General features: G+C 54.7%; 18 protein-coding genes. 11 read left to right on the forward strand and 7 right to left on the reverse strand.

Annotated elements, in window-relative coordinates; genetic code table 11:
• Positions 1-165: 165 nt before the first annotated feature.
• Positions 166-3,633: a DNA translocase FtsK 4TM domain-containing protein gene (locus AC1MDE_RS09165; RefSeq protein WP_480344498.1), complete on the reverse strand. Its 3,468-nt coding sequence runs from the start codon at positions 3,631-3,633 to the stop codon at positions 166-168.
• Positions 3,634-3,752: 119 nt separating this feature from the next.
• Positions 3,753-4,247: a leucine-responsive transcriptional regulator Lrp gene (gene lrp / locus AC1MDE_RS09170; RefSeq protein ID WP_006118610.1), complete on the reverse strand. Its 495-nt coding sequence runs from the start codon at positions 4,245-4,247 to the stop codon at positions 3,753-3,755.
• A gap of 520 nt (positions 4,248-4,767) precedes the next feature.
• Here lrp and trxB point away from each other — a divergent pair.
• From trxB to infA, 5 genes are all read left to right on the forward strand, one after another.
• On the forward strand, positions 4,768-5,733 hold the full coding sequence (gene trxB, locus AC1MDE_RS09175; RefSeq protein WP_480344499.1) for a thioredoxin-disulfide reductase: 966 nt from the start codon (positions 4,768-4,770) through the stop codon (positions 5,731-5,733).
• A 146-nt stretch (positions 5,734-5,879) separates the two neighbouring features.
• Positions 5,880-7,649, forward strand: a complete 1,770-nt coding sequence (gene cydD, locus AC1MDE_RS09180; RefSeq protein WP_480344500.1) for a heme ABC transporter permease/ATP-binding protein CydD — start codon at positions 5,880-5,882, stop codon at positions 7,647-7,649.
• On the forward strand, positions 7,649-9,379 hold the full coding sequence (gene cydC / locus AC1MDE_RS09185) for a heme ABC transporter ATP-binding protein/permease CydC (RefSeq protein WP_058961791.1): 1,731 nt from the start codon (positions 7,649-7,651) through the stop codon (positions 9,377-9,379). Before cydD ends, cydC begins: the two co-directional genes overlap by 1 nt.
• A gap of 33 nt (positions 9,380-9,412) precedes the next feature.
• Positions 9,413-10,105, forward strand: coding sequence for a leucyl/phenylalanyl-tRNA--protein transferase (aat, locus tag AC1MDE_RS09190; RefSeq protein WP_058961792.1), 693 nt, complete (start codon positions 9,413-9,415; stop codon positions 10,103-10,105).
• A 349-nt stretch (positions 10,106-10,454) separates the two neighbouring features.
• Complete coding sequence (infA, locus tag AC1MDE_RS09195; protein WP_002211347.1) at positions 10,455-10,673, forward strand: translation initiation factor IF-1; 219 nt, start codon at positions 10,455-10,457, stop codon at positions 10,671-10,673.
• Positions 10,674-10,768: 95 nt separating this feature from the next.
• Here the strand turns inward: infA and clpA are convergent, their stop codons facing one another.
• Both clpA and clpS read right to left on the reverse strand, forming a co-directional pair.
• A complete protein-coding gene (gene clpA, locus AC1MDE_RS09200; protein ID WP_058961793.1) occupies positions 10,769-13,048 on the reverse strand; it encodes an ATP-dependent Clp protease ATP-binding subunit ClpA in 2,280 nt (759 codons plus the stop codon).
• Positions 13,049-13,103: 55 nt separating this feature from the next.
• Positions 13,104-13,424 (reverse strand): ATP-dependent Clp protease adapter ClpS, encoded by a 321-nt coding sequence (gene clpS / locus AC1MDE_RS09205; protein ID WP_034820663.1) that lies wholly within the window; start codon positions 13,422-13,424, stop codon positions 13,104-13,106.
• Between the two features lie 322 nt (positions 13,425-13,746).
• Between clpS and cspD the strand changes: the two genes are divergently transcribed.
• Complete coding sequence (gene cspD, locus AC1MDE_RS09210) at positions 13,747-13,968, forward strand: cold shock-like protein CspD (protein WP_038647847.1); 222 nt, start codon at positions 13,747-13,749, stop codon at positions 13,966-13,968.
• A gap of 88 nt (positions 13,969-14,056) precedes the next feature.
• On the opposite strand, the gene AC1MDE_RS09215 is transcribed toward cspD, so the two are convergent.
• The gene (locus tag AC1MDE_RS09215) at positions 14,057-15,697 is read right to left on the reverse strand and encodes a DUF2813 domain-containing protein (RefSeq protein ID WP_479399808.1); all 1,641 of its coding nucleotides are present in this window, start codon (positions 15,695-15,697) and stop codon (positions 14,057-14,059) included.
• Positions 15,698-15,833: 136 nt separating this feature from the next.
• Here AC1MDE_RS09215 and AC1MDE_RS09220 point away from each other — a divergent pair, with 136 nt between their 5' ends.
• From AC1MDE_RS09220 to ltaE, 3 genes are all read left to right on the forward strand, one after another.
• Entirely contained in the window at positions 15,834-16,730 is an 897-nt protein-coding gene (locus AC1MDE_RS09220) for a LysO family transporter (RefSeq protein WP_166936476.1), read from the forward strand.
• A 110-nt stretch (positions 16,731-16,840) separates the two neighbouring features.
• Positions 16,841-18,562, forward strand: coding sequence for a ubiquinone-dependent pyruvate dehydrogenase (poxB, locus tag AC1MDE_RS09225; protein WP_058961794.1), 1,722 nt, complete (start codon positions 16,841-16,843; stop codon positions 18,560-18,562).
• Positions 18,563-18,631: 69 nt separating this feature from the next.
• Complete coding sequence (ltaE, locus tag AC1MDE_RS09230) at positions 18,632-19,630, forward strand: low-specificity L-threonine aldolase (protein WP_480344501.1); 999 nt, start codon at positions 18,632-18,634, stop codon at positions 19,628-19,630.
• 166 nt (positions 19,631-19,796) lie between these two features.
• Here the strand turns inward: ltaE and AC1MDE_RS09235 are convergent, their stop codons facing one another.
• Positions 19,797-20,621 carry an N-acetylmuramoyl-L-alanine amidase gene (locus tag AC1MDE_RS09235; protein ID WP_480344502.1) on the reverse strand — a complete coding sequence of 275 codons (825 nt, stop codon included), beginning with the start codon at positions 20,619-20,621 and terminating at the stop codon, positions 19,797-19,799.
• Positions 20,621-20,941, reverse strand: coding sequence for a heavy metal-binding domain-containing protein (locus AC1MDE_RS09240; protein ID WP_038647859.1), 321 nt, complete (start codon positions 20,939-20,941; stop codon positions 20,621-20,623). The genes AC1MDE_RS09235 and AC1MDE_RS09240 overlap by 1 nt, the downstream gene beginning before the upstream one ends.
• A gap of 97 nt (positions 20,942-21,038) precedes the next feature.
• On the opposite strand from AC1MDE_RS09240, the gene AC1MDE_RS09245 reads away from it, so the two are divergent.
• Together AC1MDE_RS09245 and artP are read left to right on the forward strand one after the other, a co-directional pair.
• Positions 21,039-21,578 carry a lipoprotein gene (locus AC1MDE_RS09245; RefSeq protein WP_480344503.1) on the forward strand — a complete coding sequence of 180 codons (540 nt, stop codon included), beginning with the start codon at positions 21,039-21,041 and terminating at the stop codon, positions 21,576-21,578.
• A gap of 239 nt (positions 21,579-21,817) precedes the next feature.
• Positions 21,818-22,546: an arginine ABC transporter ATP-binding protein ArtP gene (gene artP / locus AC1MDE_RS09250; RefSeq protein ID WP_058961797.1), complete on the forward strand. Its 729-nt coding sequence runs from the start codon at positions 21,818-21,820 to the stop codon at positions 22,544-22,546.
• The last annotated feature ends 3 nt before the right edge of the window (positions 22,547-22,549 follow it).

The raw sequence follows: 22,549 nt of genomic DNA on the forward strand, positions 1-22,549 counted from the left end.
TCCTTATTCATGGTTTCCCGACACTTACTGCATTAAACGTAGTTGCCGCTCTGTCTGTTCGACAGAAGAAAAAGCCGAAAGCTCCCAACGATATGGGGATCGTTCTGCAGATAAACAACGGGCCAGTGTTAACTGGCCCAGAAGTAAGTCATGGCGTGCGCTAGATTACATCTCATGCGGCGGCGGTGATAGCACCTCGCGGTTACCATTATGGCCCGGTTCAGAGACAATACCCTGCGCTTCCATCTGTTCAATGATGCGCGCTGCACGGTTGTAACCAATACGGAACTGACGCTGAACACCGGAGATAGAGGCGCGACGTTTCTCGACCACAAATGAGACCGCCTGATCGAACAGCGGATCAAGCTCTTCATCACCATCAAGACCGCCCGCTGTGCTCTCGCTCTCTTCACCCGCGGTAATGCTGTCGATGTATTGCGGACGTCCACGTGCTTTCCAGTCCTGCACCACCGCATGCACTTCCTGATCGCGCACGAAGGCACCGTGGACACGCACCGGCATTGAGGAGTTAGGCGGCATATAAAGCATGTCACCCATTCCCAGCAGTGATTCCGCGCCGCCTTGATCAAGAATGGTGCGTGAGTCAATTTTACTGGACACCGTAAAGGCGATACGCGTTGGGATGTTGGCTTTGATCAAGCCGGTAATCACATCCACCGACGGACGCTGGGTTGCCAGCACCAGGTGAATACCCGCCGCACGCGCTTTCTGTGCCAGGCGAGCAATCAACTCTTCAACTTTCTTGCCCACCGCCATCATCAGATCGGCGAATTCATCGACCAACACCACGATATACGGCAGTTTTTCCAGCACTGGCGGCGTAGTGTCCATGCTGTCACCCGGCTTCCAGAACGGGTCTGGAATTGGACGCCCCATGGCAGCAGCCTGCTCAATTTTCTCGTTGTAACCGGCAAGATTACGCACGCCCAGCGCAGACATCAGTTTATAGCGGCGTTCCATCTCACCCACACTCCAGCGCAGCGCGTTCGCTGCATCTTTCATGTCGGTGACCACCTCAGTCAGCAAATGCGGAATGCCTTCGTAGACGGAGAGCTCCAGCATTTTCGGGTCGATCATGATAAAGCGCACTTCTTCTGGTGTGGCTTTATACAGCATGCTGATGATCATGGTGTTCACACCAACCGACTTACCGGAACCGGTCGTACCGGCAACCAGCAGGTGCGGCATCTTCGCCAGATCGGCCACCACCGGCTGGCCCGAAATGTCTTTCCCCAGCACCACTGACAGCGGTGACGGGTTATCACGGAACTTGTCGCAATCAAGCACTTCGCGCAGATACACGGTTTGGCGATGTTTGTTCGGTAATTCCAGGCCGACGTAAGGTTTGCCTGGAATCACTTCCACCACACGCACCGCGACGGCAGAGAGCGAACGGGCCAAATCGCGCGACAGGTTAGAGATACGTGCGGCTTTCACGCCAGGAGCAAGATCCAGCTCAAAGCGGGTGATAACCGGGCCAGGCGAGATGCCCACCACCTCAGCCTTCACACGATAATCGGCCAGACGCGCTTCAACCAGACGTGCTGTCTGCTCAAGCGCGAACATATCCACAGGTTCCTCTTCCGAAGGCGGAGAGGTCAGCAAATCAAGCGTCGGCAGCGGCGTAGAAGGCTTTTCCAGCGGACGTTCATGACGAACCAGGAACGGATGGAACAGGCTATCTTGCGCAGGTGCGACCGGTTGAGGCGCTTCTGCTGGCGCAGCATAGCTTTCGGTCTCGGGCGATGACCATGGGCTATTGTGCTCATTCAGCGATGGCATGGCTTCCGGCTGCGGTGCTGCAGGTTGTTGCCACTGCGCAGGTGCTCCAGATTGCGGTGCGGCAGGCTGCTGCCACTGCGAAGGCGCTTCAGGTTGCGGTGCGACAGGCTGCTGCCATTGCGCAGGCGCTTCCGGCTCAGGCGTGGCATCGATGGTAAACAATGGCTCGCTTGGGCCGTCATCAACCAAATCTTTCATCGGCGAAAAATCAAAGGCTGATGAAGTATCAAGGTTAAATACTGGGCCTTCATTGGTATCAGATTGCTGATAGCGTTGTTGCTGCTGAGCTGCAAACTGATTAGCCAACTGCGCCTGATGTAAAGCCTCTTCATCTTCTTCGACTTGATGCTGTCCGGTCTCTGCATAGCGCTGCTGTTGCTGAGACGCAAACGCTTCACGCAGTTGGGCTTCCTGCAACGCAGCATCCCCTTCATGATCCTGTAACGGTTCATGATAGGTCGCGGTCATTTCAGGCAGTTGCTGTTCGGCTTCTTCTCGCGCTTTGTCTTCAGCCATACGCTGTGACGGCAACTTAATGCCGTAAGAAGCCAGTTCACGACGTGTTGGCAGTTTAACTTTGTTCGGACGCGGCAATTCAGGGCCAATACCCTGCTTCACCTGCGGGTTGTAATCGCGCTCCGGCACCACATCGAAAGCGGGTGTATACGCAGAAGCCGTTTTCGCTGCAGCTGCCCCCACTGCTGCGGCTGCCGCAGTGTTCAGAGAAGCAGATGATTGAGCGGCATCCTGCCAGTTCCCCATGCGTGGCCCTTCATCTTCATCAACGGGTGAAAACGCTGAAGGTGCAGGTTCGCCCGGAACTTCAAAGCGATACAGCGGCGGTGCGGGTTGAATAACCGGTTCAGGCGCAGGAGGTACCGCAACAGGTGCTTCTGCCGCTCGCACTTCCGGGGTATGAACAACAGGTGCCGCTTCGGCTGGTGCATTGAACACGGGGGAAGGCACAACTGGCGCCTGGTGTGCTGCTTCGGCGGTCACAGCAATGGCTGCAGCTGTCGCGGCACTGGCTTTGGCTAGCAGAGGATCATCCGGCAGCTGTTCGGCGATAGGCTCAGCCACCTTACGCGGCTTAGCCAGTAGAACGTCATCATCGTCATCATGCGATTGCGCAGCACGCAGTTGAGGCGCAGCATGTTCGGCATGCTCTTCCTCTTCTTCGTACTCATCTTCTTCCTGCCAGGGTTCGTCATGACGAGAGCGGTTGCTGGCGAAGGTCAGCACGCCCATCACCACGCTCCCGATTTTTTCGGCGATCGTCAGCCACGACCAGCCTGTGTACAGGGTTATGCCTGCCGCCCAGACGCAGATCAGCGTTAAAGTACCGCCGGCAGAACTAAACCAGGGTGCCATCGCATTACTGACGAGGCTGCCAATCACACCGCCCGAAGCAAAGTACCAGATGTCATCGACGTTCAGCGCGGCTAAACCACAAGTGGTCACCACCAGCGCCAGCACGCCAATCAGTCGTAAGCCCACCGCAAAGTAATCGATGTAATCCTGGCGATCGCGCTGACGGAATGTAATCCAGCACAAACCAATGATGACCGGAGGTATGGCATACGCCATCACGCCGAAAATGAATAAGAGCGTATCCGCCAGCCATGCGCCGACACTACCACCCAAATTATGGATCGGTTCATGCCAGGCGGTCTGAGACCAGCTGGGATCGGAAGGGTTGAAGCTAACCAGCGACACCATCAAATAGATGGCGAACAGGGCCACAAGGATGAGCAACGCTTCCAGCAGCCTGCGTCCACTGCTCAGCGGTTGTAACGAAACGTCTTTATCTTCTGTATATTCCTGGCTCAAGAGAACTCTCCAGGTGCCTGTAAATTAAGAAGGCAACAGCGCCGGGCAAGCCCGACGCTGGTCCTGTATGAATTCACAGGAGTGTACCGAATTCCTGCAAGTTTTGCACCTGCCCTGCATTACCGGGTTTTGATCACCAGACGATTGCTCTGTTTGACCTCTTCCATCACCACGTAAGTACGGGTGTCGTTAACGCCCGGCAGGCGCAGCAAGGTTTCACCCAAAAGCTTACGGTAGGCGGACATGTCCGGTACACGGGTTTTCAACAGGTAGTCAAAGTCACCGGAAACGAGGTGACACTCTTGAGTTTCCTCAAGTTTTTGCACAGCGGCGTTAAATTGTTCAAACACATCTGGCGCACCACGATTCAGAGTAATCTCAACGAATACCAGCAGAGAAGCATCCAGATAATGTGGGTTCAGTTGTGCGGTGTAACCCAAAATGAAGCCCTGACGTTCCAGGCGACGCACACGCTCAAGACACGGCGTAGGTGATAAGCCAACACGTTTTGAAAGCTCAACATTAGAAATACGGCCGTCTTTTTGCAGTTCATTCAGAATGTTTCTGTCGATACGGTCCAGATCTTTTCCGGGGCGTTTCTTATTGTCTACCATTATTATTGTCTCTCTTAATTCCTTCCCTTTACCTGCCACACCCTGAAAACGCTCATTGTTCAGGGCCTTACTGAAGTGAAGACGATAAGTCTGTGCAGTAATGCTTCCATCCGTATGACGCATGTTGTCTGTCCACATCATGCGTCATTACCAATGTCAGACTGAGTTTATCCGGCAAAAACGTGCAAAACAGAAATGAAATTCTGTTTTGAACCGCTAAATATTCTCCGCTTCTGGTAATGTTTTCGCAAAACAGCAGGCGATTGTCAAAGTAAAACATCCAAATTCAGTACAAGATGCCAGATAGAGTTCTGGGTTGCTGTTTTTAAATGAGAATTTTAATGCTGCTGCACCAGAATTTGCCGAGCATTGCCCCCTTTTGGCGCAATCGACGTGCAGAATTTGCACTCATCGACTACGCCGCTTGCAGCGATTGTTATCAAAATTGCTGAAACCTTTTTTTGCTGCGCTAATTTCCCTACAATCAAAAACTATGTTGTCGCAAAAAACTGAGGAACGCATGAGTACGGCCAAACACAGTAAGCTGCTCATTTTAGGCTCCGGCCCTGCCGGATATACTGCGGCAGTCTATGCCGCCCGCGCTAACCTGAATCCGGTATTGATTACCGGGCTGGAAAAAGGCGGTCAGCTCACCACCACAACTGAAGTGGAGAATTGGCCAGGCGATCCGAACGATCTGACAGGCCCGGCGTTGATGGAACGTATGCAAGAGCATGCCGAGAAATTCAACACCGAAATTATTTTCGACCATATTCATACGGTAGATTTGCAGAATCGCCCGTTCCGTTTAACGGGGGACAGTGGCGAATACACCGCTGACGCGCTGATCATTGCTACTGGCGCCTCCGCACGTTATCTCGGCCTGCCCTCTGAAGAAGCGTTCAAAGGCAAAGGCGTTTCCGCCTGTGCGACCTGTGACGGTTTCTTTTATCGCAATCAAGAAGTCGCGGTGATTGGTGGCGGTAATACCGCGGTGGAAGAGGCCCTTTACCTGGCAAATATCGCGGCGAAAGTCCATTTGATTCACCGTCGTGATAGCTTCCGTGCGGAAAAAATTCTGATCGATCGTCTGATGGATAAAGTGCGCAACGGCAACATCGTACTGCACACCGATCGCACACTGGAAGAAGTGGTCGGCGATCAGATGGGTGTCACCGGTGTGAAACTGCTTTCCACCAAAGGTGAAGAGCCGGAAGCGCTGGATGTTGCCGGGCTGTTTGTGGCGATTGGTCATAGCCCGAATACCGCCATTTTCGACGGCCAGCTGGCGCTGGAAAACGGCTATATCAAAGTGCAGTCCGGTCTGCAGGGCAATGCGACCCAGACCAGCATTCCTGGCGTGTTTGCGGCGGGTGACGTGATGGATCATATTTATCGCCAGGCGATCACCTCTGCCGGCACCGGCTGTATGGCGGCGCTGGATGCAGAACGCTATCTTGACGGGCTTGTTAAACCCGATCTGTAACTTGTTAATAAGCTGATCATAATTGCAAAGAGGCGACCTGTTTAGGTCGCCTTTTTTATTGCCTGCATGCTAAAGTTCATGCGCTTACTATTTCCGGATACTTTATCCGGTTTTGCCTCTCTCCATCAGTGATCAAACGGCTTCGCATGGAAAAATCACGGCAGCAACATCTTCTTCGCTGGCTCCGCCAGCAACGTCTTCATGGCGCACGAAGTTTACGTGCCGCATCGCTATTCGGTTTTGCTGGTGCACTGGTGATTATTGCTCAAGCCTGGTTGCTGGCCTCGCTGCTGCAGAATCTTATTGTTGCCCAACAACCGCGCGGTGCCCTGCTGACTGATTTCATCCTGCTTCTGTTGTGCTTTGCTCTTCGCGCAGGTCTGCACTATGCACGAGAAATGGCAGGTTACCGTGCTGGCGTTGCCATCCGTCGCGCTCTGCGCAAACAGGTACTGGATAAGCTGAATGATTTAGGTCCTGCCTGGGTTCAGGGCAAACCAGCGGGAAGCTGGGCAACGCTGCTGCTTGAGCAAATTGAAGAGATGCAAGAGTATTACGCGCGGTATCTGCCACAGATGTCACTGGCCGTTTTTATTCCCTTCGCCATCCTGATAGCCATCTTCCCGATTAACTGGGCTGCAGGATTGATCCTGCTCGCGACCGCACCGCTGATTCCGATTTTCATGGCGATGGTCGGCATGGGTGCCGCCGATGCAAACCGTCGCAACTTCCTCGCACTGGCACGTCTGAGCGGCGATTTTTATGACCGCCTGCGCGGGCGTGAAACCTTGCGCCTATTCTACAGGGCTGCCGCTGAACAGCAGGCGATTGCTGAAAGCACCACGGATTTTCGTCAGCGCACCATGGAAGTGCTGCGCCTTGCTTTTCTCTCTTCCGCAGTGCTGGAATTCTTTGCCTCACTGGCGATTGCCGTGGTCGCGGTCTATTTCGGCTTCTCCTATCTTGGCGAACTCAATTTTGGTCATTACGGCACTGGCGTGACCTTGTTTGCTGGATTCCTGGCACTGATATTGGCGCCTGAGTTTTTCCAGCCGCTGCGCGATCTGGGTACTTTTTACCACGCTAAAGCGCAAGCTGTTGGGGGCGCAGATGCACTGGATCGTTTTCTTAACGAAAGTCCGGAAATCCCAGCTTCCGCCTCCAGCCTGTCAGTCGCTTTCGATACCCCTTTAAGCCTTGAAGCACAAGATTTGGTGGTGATGACAGCCAAAGGTGAAGCGTTATCACAGCCGCTGAATTTTACGCTTGAGGCGAATAAACGCGTGGCGCTGGTGGGTCAGAGTGGAGCAGGTAAATCAGCACTGATGAACGTGTTGCTCGGCTTTCTGCCCTATCAGGGATCGCTGCGGGTCAATGGGCATGAACTGCGGGATATCAGCCGTGAGAACTGGCAGCAGCATCTGGCGTGGGTCGGTCAAAATCCCCATTTGCCCGCGACCACGTTGCGCGAAAACCTGTCTCACAACAGCAGCATGGATGAAGCAACACTGCGCAGCGTTTTGCAACAGGCGGGCGTGGATGAGTTTATCGCCCGTTTACCGCAAGGCCTCGACACCCCCATTGGCGATGGCGGAATGGGCCTTTCTGTTGGCCAGGCACAACGCGTCGCCGTTGCGCGTGCACTGTTGAAACCGGCACAACTACTGCTGCTGGACGAGCCCGGTTCAGGTCTTGATAGCCAAAGTGAACAGCATGTGTTGCGCGCATTAAACCAGGCAGCCACACAGCAAACCACCCTCATGATCACCCACCAACTTCACGATCTTGCCAGTTGGGATGAAGTTTGGGTGATGCAATCCGGGCAACTGGTGCAGCAGGGGCAGTGGCAACAACTGATTGCTCAGGACGGGCCGTTGCGTGCCATGGTGCAGCATCGCCAGCAGGAGATTGTCTGATGAATCCACTATTGCCGTTTCTGTGTCTGTTTCGTCGTCATCCCTGGCGTTTAGGTCTGGGCATCGTGTTAGCCATTGCGACTTTGCTCGCCAGTATCGGCTTGCTCACCCTATCTGGCTGGTTCCTTGCCGCCTCATCGCTGGCTGGCGTGGCTGGCCTTTACAGTTTCAACTATATGTTGCCCGCAGCAGGGGTGCGTGGCGCGGCCATCACTCGCACTGCGTCGCGTTACTTCGAACGCTTAGTCAGTCACGATGCCACTTTCAGGGTGTTGCAGCATTTGCGTGTGTTCACCTTTAGCAAACTGATCGCGCTGGCCCCCGAACAACTGGCCTGTTTCAGACAGGGCGAACTGCTTAACCGCTTTGTCAGTGATGTCGATACGTTAGACCATCTCTATCTGCGTGTGATTTCACCACTGGTCGGTGCCGCGGTGGTCATTATTGTCGTTACTTGCGGCCTGGCGATGTTAGATGTGCCACTGGCGCTACTCCTGGGCACGATGATGCTGCTGACGTTGCTCCTGATGCCACCGCTGTTCTGGCGATTAGGCACCTCAGCCGGGCATCGCATCGCTCAGCATCAAGCCAGCTGGCGTTTGCAACTGACGCAATGGGTAACCGGGCTCGCCGAATTGCAAATTTATGGCGCAGCGGCGTGGTGGCGTCACAAACTGGATGCCGAAGAATTCAGCTGGCAGCAGGCGCAGCGGCGTCAGCATAGTCTGCAAGCGCTGGCGCAAAGCCTGTTACTGCTCATCAGCGGCTTAACCGTGGTCTTGCTACTGTGGATTTCAGCGGCGGGCGTGGGCGGCGATAGTGCACCAGGCGCATTCATCGCGCTCTTCGTGTTCTGCGGCCTGGCGGCTTTTGAAGCGCTGGCACCGGTAGCGGGCGCCTTTTTGCCGCTGTCGCAGGTGACTGGCGCGGCACAGCGCGTAAGGGAGATCATTGAGCAAGAGCCTCTTATTCGTTTTCCCTCTTCGACTGCACCTTCTGATTCGGGCATCAACCTGACGCTGGAAAAAATCACTTTCAGCTATCCGCAGCGACCGGAACCGGTACTCAGGCACTTCTCGCTGACACTGCGAACCGGTGAGCATCTGGCACTGCTCGGCCCCACCGGCTGCGGCAAATCCAGTTTGCTGGCACTGATCACGCGCGGCTGGCAGGCGCAGCAGGGTGACATTCGACTGAATAATATTCCCCTAGCTGAGTGGGACGAAAAAAGTCTGCGTCAACGTATCAGCGTGGTCACGCAGCGCGTGCATCTGTTTAGTCAGACGTTACGCGATAATTTACTGCTGGCACACCCTGCCGCCAGTGATGAACAACTGAATGCAGCACTGCATCAGGTTGGACTCACCCATTTGGCGGAACATGATGAAGGGCTCAACGCATGGATGGGTGAAGGTGGCCGCCCGCTGTCGGGAGGCGAACTGCGTCGCCTGGCCATTGCACGCGCCCTGTTGCACAACGGCGATCTATGGTTGCTTGATGAGCCCACCGAAGGCCTGGACGCCACCACCGAACAGCAGATATTGACGCTGTTGCGCCAGGTCAGTCAGGGTAAGACGGTGATCATGGTGACCCATCGCCTCAGCGGTCTGGCAACGATGGATCGTATTTGCGTGATGGACCAGGGACAGATTATTGAGTCGGGCACGCATGACGAATTAATCTCAAAAGCAGGACGCTATTGGCGTTTCCACCAGCGCTTTGCGCTATAGTCTTAGCGAGCAGCCCGAAGGGTAATTGACGCAATGAGACTGGTACAACTTTCACGGGATTCATTAAATTTTCCTCCGCCGGAGATGGCGCTGCGCGAGCCGAATGGATTATTGGCGATGGGCGGCGACCTCTCCCCTGCCCGACTGATGAACGCCTATCAGCGCGGCATTTTCCCCTGGTTTTCGCCCGGCGATCCGATTCTATGGTGGTCGCCCGATCCGCGTGCCGTGATGCTTCCTGAATCTTTTCATCTCAGCCGCAGCATGGCGCGTTTTCATCGCCGTTCACCTTTTCGCGTTACCATGAATCATGCTTTCCCGCAGGTACTGGAAGGCTGTGCCAGCGGCAGACAAGAAGGCACCTGGATTACCTTTGAGGTGAAACGCGCCTGGCTGCGTTTGTACGAGCTGGGTCACGCGCATTCGATTGAAGTCTGGAATGATAATCGGCTGGTAGGCGGCATGTATGGTCTGGCGCTTGGGCAGATTTTTTGTGGCGAGTCGATGTTTAGCCGCCAGGAAAATGCGTCAAAAACTGCGCTGTGGGTGTTCTCTCAGCATTTTCTCGCTCATCAGGGACGCTTGATTGATTGCCAGGTGATTAACCCACATACGGCTTCGTTGGGCGCCGTTGAAATCCCGCGTGTCGATTATTTACAGTACGTGCAAACACTGGCGTGGCAGCCTGTTTTAAGCGGTTGCTGGCAAACACAAACCCTTTTTTGACCCTGCTCGCAGATGTTTTGCACACAATTCCCGACAAAAGTGATACAATAAGCGAGTTTGGTATGTCGTCCGCGCTTCGCTGTGGCGAGCCGGAATTGCCAGGTTGGGAATCTCATCCATTTCCCGAAGCTGTTGCCGTTGTGCACTTGATGCCAATTGCGACAACTTCTTAGCCCGCTAATCCCCCGCAGACGTCAATAAAAACACCCGAATTTTTCCGTAATGCACGCGCAATGGCGCGACGCACGGCGAAGCGTTGGCAAAATCGCCAACGGTTCTTTACATAAATCATGGAATTCGGCATTATCTTGCCGGTTCAACAGTTTGGTAGTTCACCCCAGAGGATTCGATGGCCAAAGAAGACAATATTGAAATGCAAGGTACCGTACTGGATACGTTACCTAACACCATGTTCCGCGTAGAACTTGAAAACGGGCACGTGGTTACCGCTCATATCTCCGGTAAAATGCGCAAAAACTACATCCGCATCCTGACGGGCGACAAAGTGACTGTCGAGTTGACCCCGTACGACCTGAGCAAAGGCCGCATTGTCTTCCGTAGTCGCTAAGTTGTTGTCCACATCTCGCGTTTGTGGCAATTAACTGAGCGCGAAAAAAAAGGCCGGATTTTCATCCGGCCTTTTCTTATCTGCAACTCAGCACATCAGTGCACAGTCCCTTCGGTTTTCCGTTTTTCCGCACTCAGGAAATGGTAGGTCAGCTGGTTTTTTTCTTTATCCAGCGCCACCGAGACTGAACCGCCATCCACTAATGAACCAAACAGCAGTTCGTTAGCCAGTGGTTTCTTCAGATTCTCCTGCACGGCACGTGCCATTGGGCGGGCACCCATCGCTTTGTCGTAACCTTTATCCGCCAGCCAGTCACGAGCATCATCACTGACTTCCAGCGAGACGCCTTTTGCATCCAGTTGCGCTTGCAACTCGACGATGAACTTATCCACCACCTGATGGATAACCGCGGTATCCAGATGACGGAACCAGATAATGTTATCCAGACGGTTACGGAACTCAGGCGTAAAGATCTTTTTGATCTCTTCCATCGCGTCGGTGCTGTTGTCCTGATGAATCAAACCAATCGACTTACGCTCAGTTTCGCGAACACCGGCGTTGGTGGTCATCACCAGCACCACATTGCGGAAGTCCGCTTTGCGGCCGTTGTTATCGGTCAGCATGCCGTTATCCATCACCTGCAGCAGCAGGTTAAAGACATCCGGGTGCGCTTTCTCGATTTCATCCAACAGCACCACCGCATGCGGATGCTTAATCACCGCATCGGTGAGCAAACCACCCTGATCGAAACCAACATATCCCGGAGGTGCACCGATCAAACGGCTAACGGTGTGGCGCTCCATATACTCGGACATATCGAAACGCAGCAGCTCAATCCCCAGGGCCTTCGCCAGCTGAACCGTCACCTCGGTTTTACCGACGCCGGTTGGACCAGCAAACAGGAATGACCCCACTGGTTTACGATCCTGACCGAGACCGGCACGGCTCATCTTGATCGCTTCAGTCAGTGCTTCAATCGCGTTATCCTGGCCAAACACCAGCATTTTCAGACGATCGCCGAGATTTTTCAGCGTGTCGCGATCGGTGGCTGACACACTCTGCTCTGGGATACGCGCAATACGTGCCACCACGGATTCAATATCAGATACATTGACCGTTTTCTTACGCTTACTCACCGGCACCAGGCGCGCGCGCGCACCCGCTTCATCTATCACGTCAATCGCCTTATCCGGCAGATGACGATCGTTGATGTATTTCACCGCCAGTTCCACGGCTGCACGCACTGCCTTCGCGGTATAACGCACATCATGGTGAGCTTCATACTTCGGTTTCAGTCCGTTAAGAATCTGCACGGTTTCTTCGACAGAAGGTTCGGTAATGTCGATCTTCTGGAAACGACGCGCCAGCGCACGGTCCTTCTCAAAGATGTTGCTGAACTCCTGATAGGTGGTTGACCCCATCACGCGGATTTTTCCGCTGGAGAGCAACGGTTTGATCAGGTTAGCGGCATCCACCTGTCCACCGGAAGCGGCACCCGCACCGATAATGGTGTGAATTTCATCGATAAACAGGATGCTACTGGTGTCTTGTTCCAGCTGTTTTAGCAGCGCTTTGAAACGTTTTTCAAAATCACCACGGTACTTGGTACCCGCAAGCAGCGAACCGATATCCAGCGAGTAGATGGTGCAATCTTTCATCACTTCTGGAACATCGCCCTGCACAATGCGCCAGGCCAGCCCTTCCGCAATCGCGGTTTTACCCACGCCAGATTCACCCACCAGCAGCGGGTTATTCTTACGGCGACGGCACAATACCTGAATGGCACGCTCCAGCTCTTTATCGCGGCCGATCAGCGGGTCGATTCCGCCGACACGAGCAAGCTGATTAAGATTGGTGGTGAAGTTTTCCATACGTTCCTCCCCGCCTGCTTGCTCTTCGTTAACCGGATTCTCCGCATTGTTCTGCGGCTGGCCCGGCTCATCTTTACGCGTACCATGGGAGATGAAGTTCACCACATCGAGGCGGCTGACTTCGTGTTTGCGCAGCAGGTAAGCCGCTTGAGACTCCTGCTCGCTGAAAATGGCGACCAGCACGTTCGCGCCTGCCACTTCGCTGCGACCGGATGACTGGACATGGAATACCGCACGTTGCAACACGCGCTGAAAGCTGAGCGTTGGTTGAGTATCACGCTCCTCTTCACTGGCTGGCAGCACCGGCGTGGTTTGTTCGATGAAGGCTTCGAGTTCCTGTCGCAGAGCCACGATATCCACCGTACAGGCTTCCAGTGCCTCTCTGGCCGACGGGTTGCTAAGCAATGCCAGCAACAGATGCTCGACGGTCATAAATTCATGACGGTGCTCGCGCGCTCTGGCGAAAGCCATGTTTAAACTGAGTTCCAGTTCTTGATTGAGCATTTGGCACCTCCCCCAATTATCGCTCTGACGACCTTTCCCCTATATGGAGACGGGCTCAGGCTTTTTCCAGCGTACACAGCAACGGATGTTCATTCTCTCGTGCGTAATTGTTCACCTGGGCGACTTTGGTTTCCGCCACTTCTGCAGTGAATACACCACAAATCGCCTTTCCGTGGTAGTGAACTTTCAACATCAGTTGCGTTGCACGTTCAACATCATAAGAAAAGAACTTTTGCAGAACGTCAATAACAAATTCCATAGGTGTATAATCGTCATTATTCAGAATGACTTTATACATCGAAGGCGGCTTTAACCCTTCGCGTACTTTATCTTCGGCTAGATGTTCAAAATTAAGCCAGTCGTTTGTGTTTGCCATAATGTTCCGTCGAAATTCTGCGTTACGATTGCGCGCATTTCTGCGCCCATTCCTAAGTTTAACATGTCTGTCAAGCCACCTTTCCCTTAAGAAAAAACGGCCCTAAAAGCCCATGCGCGACCTGTATCACAAAATTTGCAATAGCGTTAACTGCCTCAAATTTTGATGAATTTCTCCCCGTGCGCCAGGGCCGTTTGCTTGACGATAAGGACCGTTTCTCTACATTCTACTTACACAAGCTGATTGAGTTTTAAACAAACTCGACTCACAGCTTCAATGACCTCACCTACTGTTCAAAATGTCTTGCGAGGGAAGTAAAAGCATGGAGACGGGTACTGTTAAATGGTTCAACAACGCCAAGGGCTTCGGCTTTATCTGTCCGATTGGCGGCGGCGACGATATCTTCGCACACTACTCCACGATTCAGATGGAGGGATACAGAACGCTGAAGGCCGGCCAGCAGGTTCAGTTCGATGTCCATGAAGGGCCTAAAGGCAATCACGCCAGCTTGATTGTGCCCTGTGAAGTCACGCAAGTCGCCTGACGCGCGCCTCTTCATTCATTCTGACCACTCCCGAAAAAAATGCCAGCCGCAGACGCTGGCATTTTTCTTTTGCGGATTTTCCCGCCCCTCAATCTGCACGTCCGCGAGCTAACCACATCACGCGAGCAAACAGCTGATCCAGTAACGAGGGAATCGCCTGCGGCCCACGCTCTGCCGCCGCCATGGCTACCGCAATCGCCAATTCGGGTTTCGAGCTGTGATGAATCGCTTTAGTAATAATACGCCTCGCATTCATCGGCGCGTTTAACGGCAGGTGCGCCATGTCGTGATAAACGTCGCTGAACCCCTGCTTATAGAGAAAATGTTCTATATCCGGGGCCGGGAACTGCGTCAGATGATCGTCTTGCTGCTCATGCTCCTGCAGTTGGCTCCGTGCGCTGGCTGCATACTTATTGCCCGCTTCGTCGCCGTCAGTCAACACATGCCAGGCAATGCCCATGCGTCTGGCAAACTTCAACAGCGGCTTAAGACCAGACTGCGCAAATTCGATGACTTTGACCCCTTCGGCCGCAAAATGGTAACCGCGCTGCCGTGCCAGTTCATTGATGATCCACACTTCCGTCTCCCCCTCCACCAGCAACCAGCAGCGGGCAAAGAGTGCCGAGGGGCGATTCACGCGGATATGAAAGCCAATACGGCGGCTCTCCTCAGCGCTCAATCCTTCAGGACCAATCCGCCATGCCGCAACGCGTGTAGGTTCACGCACCAGGCGACAAATATTCTCTAACGGCACCTGAGATAACAGCTCCCCCGAATTGGTGGTGGTGATTTTTTGCAGCGGCATTAAATCCAGCAGATTCCACGCCACTGACAGCATAATTGGATGCAGTCGCGTTTCCGGATCCTCCACCAGCAACAATGGATGAGCGCCCTGCGGCAGCGCTTCATTGCCGTGCGCCTGAATCAGTAAAGAGAACATGCGCAATAAAATGACCTGCCGACTGCGTGATTCCGTTCCCGCAATCAGGTGGTTAAGCTTGTCGAGTGAACGCCAGCCTTGCGAACCATCACGTAATTCAGGTGCGACACGCGCCGCGCTAACCCCCGGTTGCTGCACAAGGAAGTAGTGCTCCAGCAATTGCTGCATGGTGTGCAAGCCCTGACGCAGTAAATCGTCGCTCAAATTCTGCGGCTGCACCACCAAATCCCGGGTTAATTTCTCGACTTCCTGTGACAATTCACTCAGCGTCGTGGCCTGGCGGTCCGCATCGGTGCTGCTGTGCCGTCCACGCCGGCCAAAGCGCGCATCGCGCAGTCTGAGCACGGGATAAAAGGCACGCAGATGGGCCAGCGCCGCCTCAGTGCCTTCCATCGCCAGCACATCGCCATTTTGGTCGATGAAGCGCCAGGTGGTTTTCACACCATGCTCGTTGCGGCGCGCACGGGTGCTGAAGCGGATGAAGCGCCCGTTTTCATCGCGCTGCCAGAAAGGCTGGAACACTGCTTCGTCATCGCCCGCTTGTGCTCGAAAGCGGAACACCAGTTGCAGCTGGCGCAGGCGTGCTTCCAGATCGCCCGGTGGGAAGTGAAAATCATGTTCGGTAAACTGATAAGGTTCAGCCGCAGGCGCCAGTAATAATGTCAGCGCATCCAGCAAGCTGGATTTACCCCAGGCATTTTCACCAATCAGCAGATTGGTATCAGTGAGCGGCAACGACAGCCGATTGATGCCACGAAAACCGCGAATATCGATATGTTCCAGAAACATCATGCTATCCCTTGAGTGCTTTGCCTGAGCATGGTTCGCCTCGTTAAGTTGGTCAAGTTAATGCACGGGTAAAAGGTTTACACTTCAACTGTTTTCCGATAGCTTGCGGCCCTCTCCCACGGATGGAAAACGCTCTATGTATGGCTTGATCATCATTCTGCTGCCACTGATTGCTGGCTATTTACTGCATGTGACCCGTGCCAATCTGCTGCGCGGCGTCGCCCGCATGCTGAGCGCACTGGTGTACATCATCCTGTTTTTTATGGGCACCAGTCTCGCTTTCCTCGATAACCTCAGCAGTAATCTGCTCACCATTTTTCATACCGCGTTGATCAGTATGCTGTGCATTCTCGCCTGTTCTCTGCTGGCTTTCTGGCTACTGGAGAAGCGCGTGCCGTGGCATCACCCGCACAAGCAGCAAGCCCTGCCTTCACGTCTGCACATGGCGCTGGAATCCCTCAAGCTGTGCGGCTCGGTACTGGGCGGATTCCTGCTGGGATTAAGCCAGTGGTCAATTCTGCGCCACGCATCAACCATCAGTGAATATGCCCTGATGCTGATGTTGTTCCTTGTCGGTATTCAACTGCGCAGCAGCGGCATGACCTTGCGTCAAATCACGCTCAATCGTCGCGGCATGCTGGTAGCCGCGGTGTCGCTATGCAGCGCCTTGATCGGTGGAATGCTGGCCGCATTATGGCTCGATTTGCCAATCAAAACCGGCCTGGCGCTTGCCAGCGGCTTCGGCTGGTACTCGCTGTCCGGTATTCTGATGACCGAATCCTTCGGCCCGGTGATTGGCAGCGCGGCCTTCTTTAACGACCTGCTGCGTGAACTGATCACCATTATGCTGATCCCGCTGTTGATCAGCCGTCAGCGCAGTATGACGCTGGGTTTGAGTGGCGCCACTTCAATGGATTTCACCCTGCCGATTCTGCAACGCACCGGCGGCATGGAAATTGTCCCGGCCGCGATCGTGCACGGTTTTATCATGAGTTTACTGGCCCCGATTCTTATCGCGCTGTTTTCCGCCTGAGCAGCGAGCGCATTTTTTCACGGCTGCGTGCGCCTTCCTTCGTCTACGCTTTCTGACTGACACGTTTCCGCCATCGGGACGGATAGCAAAACACCAGAAAGGAGCGAACGATGAAGCAAACTGTGGCGGCACTGCTGGCCAAAACCCTGGAAAGCGCCGGTGTGAAACGCATTTGGGGTGTCACGGGGGATTCTCTTAATGGACTCAATGACAGCCTGAATCGCATGGGCACCATTGAATGGATGCCCACTCGCCATGAAGAGGTGGCGGCCTTTGCGGCAGGCGCTGAAGCGCAAATCAGCGGTGAACTGGCGGTATGCGCCGGTTCCTGCGGCCCAGGCAACCTGCATCTGATTAACGGCCTGTTTGATTGTCACCGCAACCATGTGCCAGTGCTGGCGATTGCGGCCCATATCCCCTCGAGTGAAATCGGCAGCGGTTACTTCCAGGAAACGCATCCGGAAGAGCTTTTCCGCGAATGCAGTCACTATTGCGAACTGGTGTCCAACCCTGAGCAACTGCCGCAGGTTCTCGGCATCGCCATGCGCAAAGCGATTCTCAATCGTGGTGTATCGGTCATCGTGCTTCCGGGCGACATTGCCCTGAAACCGGCGCCGGAAGGGGCGCGTAGCGAGTGGTATCCGCCACAATTACCCCATGTTGTGCCTAACGCCAGTGAAATTGCCCGGCTGGCCGACACGCTCAACCATGCCAAAAATATTACGCTGATGTGCGGCAGCGGCTGTGCTGGCGCGCACGCTGAAGTGGTGAAGTTGGCAGAAACCCTCAAAGCGCCCGTGGTGCACGCCATGCGCGGCAAAGAGCACATCGAGTACGATAATCCCTACGATGTTGGTATGACCGGCTTAATTGGTTTCTCCTCCGGCTATCAAGCCATGATGAACGCAGACACCGTTGTTCTGCTGGGTACCCAGTTCCCTTATCGCCCGTTCTATCCAGCCGACGCTAAAATTATCCAGATTGATATCAATCCCGCCAGTCTGGGGGCGCACAGCCATGTCGATATGGCGCTGGTGGGTGACATCAAAGCCACGTTACAGGCGCTACAACCTCAACTCGTCAGCAAAAGCGATCGGCACCATCTCGACAGCGCTTTGGAACACTATGTTGAGGCGCGTAAAGGCCTGGACGACCTCGCCACCGCCAATGATAAACAGGCGATTCATCCGCAATATCTGGCGCAGCAAATCAGCCATTACGCTGCCGAGGACGCGATTTTCACTTGTGATGTGGGCACGCCAACGGTGTGGGCTGCGCGCTATCTGAAAATGAACGGCAAACGCCGTTTGCTGGGATCGTTCAACCACGGTTCGATGGCCAACGCGATGCCACAGGCGCTCGGCGCTCAGGCAATCGATAAACAACGGCAGGTCGTGGCGCTGTGTGGGGATGGTGGCTTCAGTATGCTGATGGGCGATTTTATTTCCGTCGCCCAGTTAAAGCTGCCGGTAAAGCTGGTGATTTTCAACAACAGCGTGCTGGGCTTTGTGGCAATGGAAATGAAGGCAGGCGGCTACCTCACCGATGGCACCGATCTGGAAAACCCGGATTTTGCCGCGATTGCCACCGCCTGTGGCATTAAAGGCATTCGCGTCGAGAAAGCCTCTGAACTTAACAGCGCGCTGGAACAGGCATTCGCGCATGACGGTCCGGTGCTAATCGATGCGATTACCGCTAAAGAAGAGCTCTCGATGCCACCGCAGATCAAAGCCGAGCAGGCCAAAGGGTTCAGCCTGTATATGCTGCGCGCGATTCTGAATGGTCGTGGTGACGAGATCGTTGAACTGGCGAAAACCAACTGGCTGAGGTAAAACGGATAATAAGGCCAGATAACTCATAACGCGGGCGCTCAGCCCGCTTTTTTGTTTCAGGAGAGCGATGTGATCGATTTACGCAGTGATACCGTAACCCGCCCAAGTGCCGCCATGCTGGATGCGATGATGGCCGCCGAAACTGGCGATGATGTCTATCGCGATGATCCCACCGTCAATGCGCTGGAACGCGAGGCCGCACGCCTGAGTGGCAAAGCCGCTGCGCTGTTCTTCCCGACCGGCACGCAAGCCAACCTGGTGGCACTGCTGTGTCACTGCCAGCGCGGCGATGAATATATCGTCGGCCAGCAGGCACATAACTACAAATACGAAGCGGGTGGCGCGGCGGTGCTGGGCAGCATTCAGCCTCAGCCTATATCTCATGCCGAAGATGGATCGCTGCCGCTGGCGGATATTGTTGCCGCCATCAAACCGGATGACATCCATTTTGCGCGTACGCGCCTGCTAAGTCTGGAAAACACCCATCACGGCAAAGTGCTGTCGCAGAGCTATCTGGAGCAAGCGTGGAAGCTGACGCGTGAGCACAAACTGGCGCTGCACATTGATGGCGCCCGCATTTTCAATGCCGTGGTGGCGCAAAATGTTGAGCTGAAAGATATCGCGCGCTATTGCGATACGCTGACCATCTGCCTGTCTAAAGGGCTGGGCACGCCGGTCGGTTCCCTGCTGTGCGGTGATGAAGCCTACATTGAGCAAGCACGTCGCTGGCGTAAGATGACCGGTGGCGGTATGCGTCAGGCCGGCATCCTGGCCGCGGCGGGTCTGTACGCGCTGAAGCACAACGTGGCGCGCCTGAAAGAAGATCATGACAATGCGGCCTGGCTGGCTGGGCAGCTCAGCGCCATTGGGGTTGAGGTACTGAATCAGCACACCAACATGTTGTTTGTGAAAGTACCGGCGGATCAGGTTGACGCCCTGAAAAGCTGGATGCACTCCGGCGATGTGCTGATGAGCGTGGGTCCGGTCACGCGCATTGCCACCCACCTCGATGTCAGCCGCCAGGATTTACAACGTCTGGTTGCGCACTGGCAGGCGTTTTTAGCGTAACAGGGCGCAAAGTGTCTTGCAGGGACGGCTTTCGGGCCGTCCACAAGCTCACCAACGCGAGGCCCTGTTTCAGCCGCACCGTATTTCGCCAGCTGCGCCGTATTTCGCCAGCAGCGCCCGAGTTATCGCCAGCGTTTCTGCATCGGCGATGTCATACACCGTCTCTTCACTGCGCTGCGCCGTATTTCGCCAGCAGCGCCCGAGCTATCGCCAGCGTTTCCGCATCGGCGATGCCTCGATAATCTCGCGCACGGAAGTGCATCTGAAACGCCGCGATCAGCTTACGCTGCATGGGTGGGGTATTCGCTGAATTGACGTCATAACCATAGCGCTGCAGCGCATCCAACAGTTCGGCCTGATCGATGGGCGCATCAGCCGCATTCCCGTGGAGATAGCGCTGCACGGTAGCGCTATCGGGCCATGCGCCCAGCCCCTGCTCCGCCAACTGCTGCCACGGGAACAACGGGCCAGGATCCTGTTTCCGCTGCGGCGCGATATCGCTGTGCCCCACCAGATTTTCAGGTGTGATGGCATAACGCTGCGTAATATCCTTCACCAGCGCCACCAGCACGCTGATTTGCGCAGGCGTAAAAGACTGCCACTCCACGCCGGTTAATGTTCGCGTGTAGCCACGATTGACGATCTCAATCCCAATCGACGTGTCATTGATACGGGTCGCACCGCGCCAGAAACTCGGCCCGGCATGCCACGCCAGTTCGCGCTCCGGCACCAGTTGCCAGATGACGCCCTGGCCGTCTTTTTGCGCCGGCTGCTGCGGGATCAAATAGTGGGCACTGACTTCACGATCGGTGAGCGTGGCCAGCGAGGATGGCAGATCTTCGGCGGTATAATGGATCACCACCACTTTAATGCGAGGCCGCGCGCCCTGCGCCGGATGCGCGGTATCGACCCAGTAGCCGTTGCGCGGCTCAACAGACGACTGACAGGCACTCAGTAAAAACGCCAGCGCCAACAGAACAGCAAAACGCATCAGCGAATAATCACTGCAGTACCGGTCACACTGACCATCAGCATGCTGCTGTCTTTGCCCACGGTTTCATAATCGATATCAATGCCCACGACCGCATTCGCACCCAGCGCCTTTGCCTGCTCTTCCAGCTCTTCAAACGCGATCTGTCGCGCTTTACGCAGCTCTTTTTCATAAGCACCGGAACGACCACCGACGATATCGCGAATCCCGGCAAAGAAGTCACGGAAAATGTTGGCCCCGAGAATCGCTTCACCGGTAACCACACCGCAATATTCACTGATGCTGTGCCCTTCTAAGGTGGGCGTGGTGGAAAATTTCATTTTTCTCTCCTGAGGTGAACAGCTCGTACGGCGTAAAAGCAAGACTATACTCTATGCTAAAAATGACGCTTTGCCAGTGAACAATAAGGAAATCGAGATGAGAAACAATGCCTTTGCGCTGCTTGTTCCCGCTGCGTTACTGCTCAGTGCCTGTACCACCGTTGAACCGGTGATCAAGGATAACGGACCGCGCACTGCCAGCTGTGCCGACGGTGGCCCAGATAGCGTCGCGCAGCAGTTTTACGATTTGCGCATCAGCCAGCCCGGTCAGGGTCTGCCCGATAGCACCACGCTGGCAAAATATCGCCCTTACCTGAGCGATCGTCTGTATCAAAAACTGCTGAACGCCATCACGCAGAGCAATAAACCTGCCTCCTGGAGCCAGGGCGATCTGTTCTCCAGCCTCGCACAGGGTCCCACGTCCGCCGATGTTGCCAGCGCCTCAACCATTCCTAATCGCGATGCACGAAACATCCCACTGCGCGTCGATTTGAGCCGTGATGGCAAAAGCTGGCACGACGAGGTATTGATGATTCACGAAGGAACCTGCTGGGCGGTGGATGATATTCGTTACGTCGGTGACTGGCCGCACGCAGGCGGCGGATCGCTCAGCCAGCTGCTGGAAGAGAAGAAATAGCTGTTCAATTTTACAGCACTCAGTTCTAAACATAAGCGCGCCGCATCTTTGCGGCGTTTTTTGTTAATTTTTCATCAATAAATTGCAGCCAGCGAGCCCTTCCCGGCGTTGACCTGCGCGATATTGTGCTACGCTTTTGGGACTTCACTGCTGTTTAATAAATTTTAACCCACCACAATTGCATAACTATTCTGGTGACGTTAAGATTCGCGGCACTAATTACTATTCATTTTTTGCGCATGAGTATTCAACTAAACGCCATAAACTGTTTTTACGGTGCCCATCAGGCACTGTTCGATATCAACCTGGCTTGTCCGCAGGGAGAGACGCTGGTGTTGCTCGGGCCGAGTGGCGCGGGTAAAAGTTCGCTCCTGCGCGTCCTCAATCTGCTGGAGCAGCCGCGTTCCGGCAGCCTGCAGATTGCCGGGAATCACTTCGACTTCAGCAAAGCGCCGTCAGACAGCGCGATCCGTGAACTGCGCCAAAACGTGGGCATGGTGTTCCAGCAATACAATCTGTGGCCACACCTCAGCGTGGTGCAGAATCTGATTGAAGCGCCGTGCCGCGTGCTCGGTCTCAGCAAAGACGCCGCGCGTGCGCGCGCTGACAAACTGCTGGAGCGTCTGCGTCTGACCCCCTTTGCCGACCGTTTTCCACTGCATCTTTCCGGTGGCCAGCAACAACGTGTGGCGATTGCCCGAGCGTTGATGATGGAGCCGCAGGTGCTGTTGTTCGACGAACCCACCGCCGCCCTCGACCCTGAAATCACCGCGCAGATCGTCAGCATCATTCGTGAGCTGGCGCAAACGCAGATCACTCAGGTGATTGTGACCCACGAAGTCGAGGTGGCGCGCAAAACCGCCAGCCGCGTGGTGTACATGGAGAACGGCCATATCGTTGAGCAAGGCGATGCCAGCCACTTTACACAGCCGCAAACCGAAGCGTTTGCACATTATCTTTCGCACTAAGTC

This window comes from Pantoea folii (genome assembly GCF_056678875.1).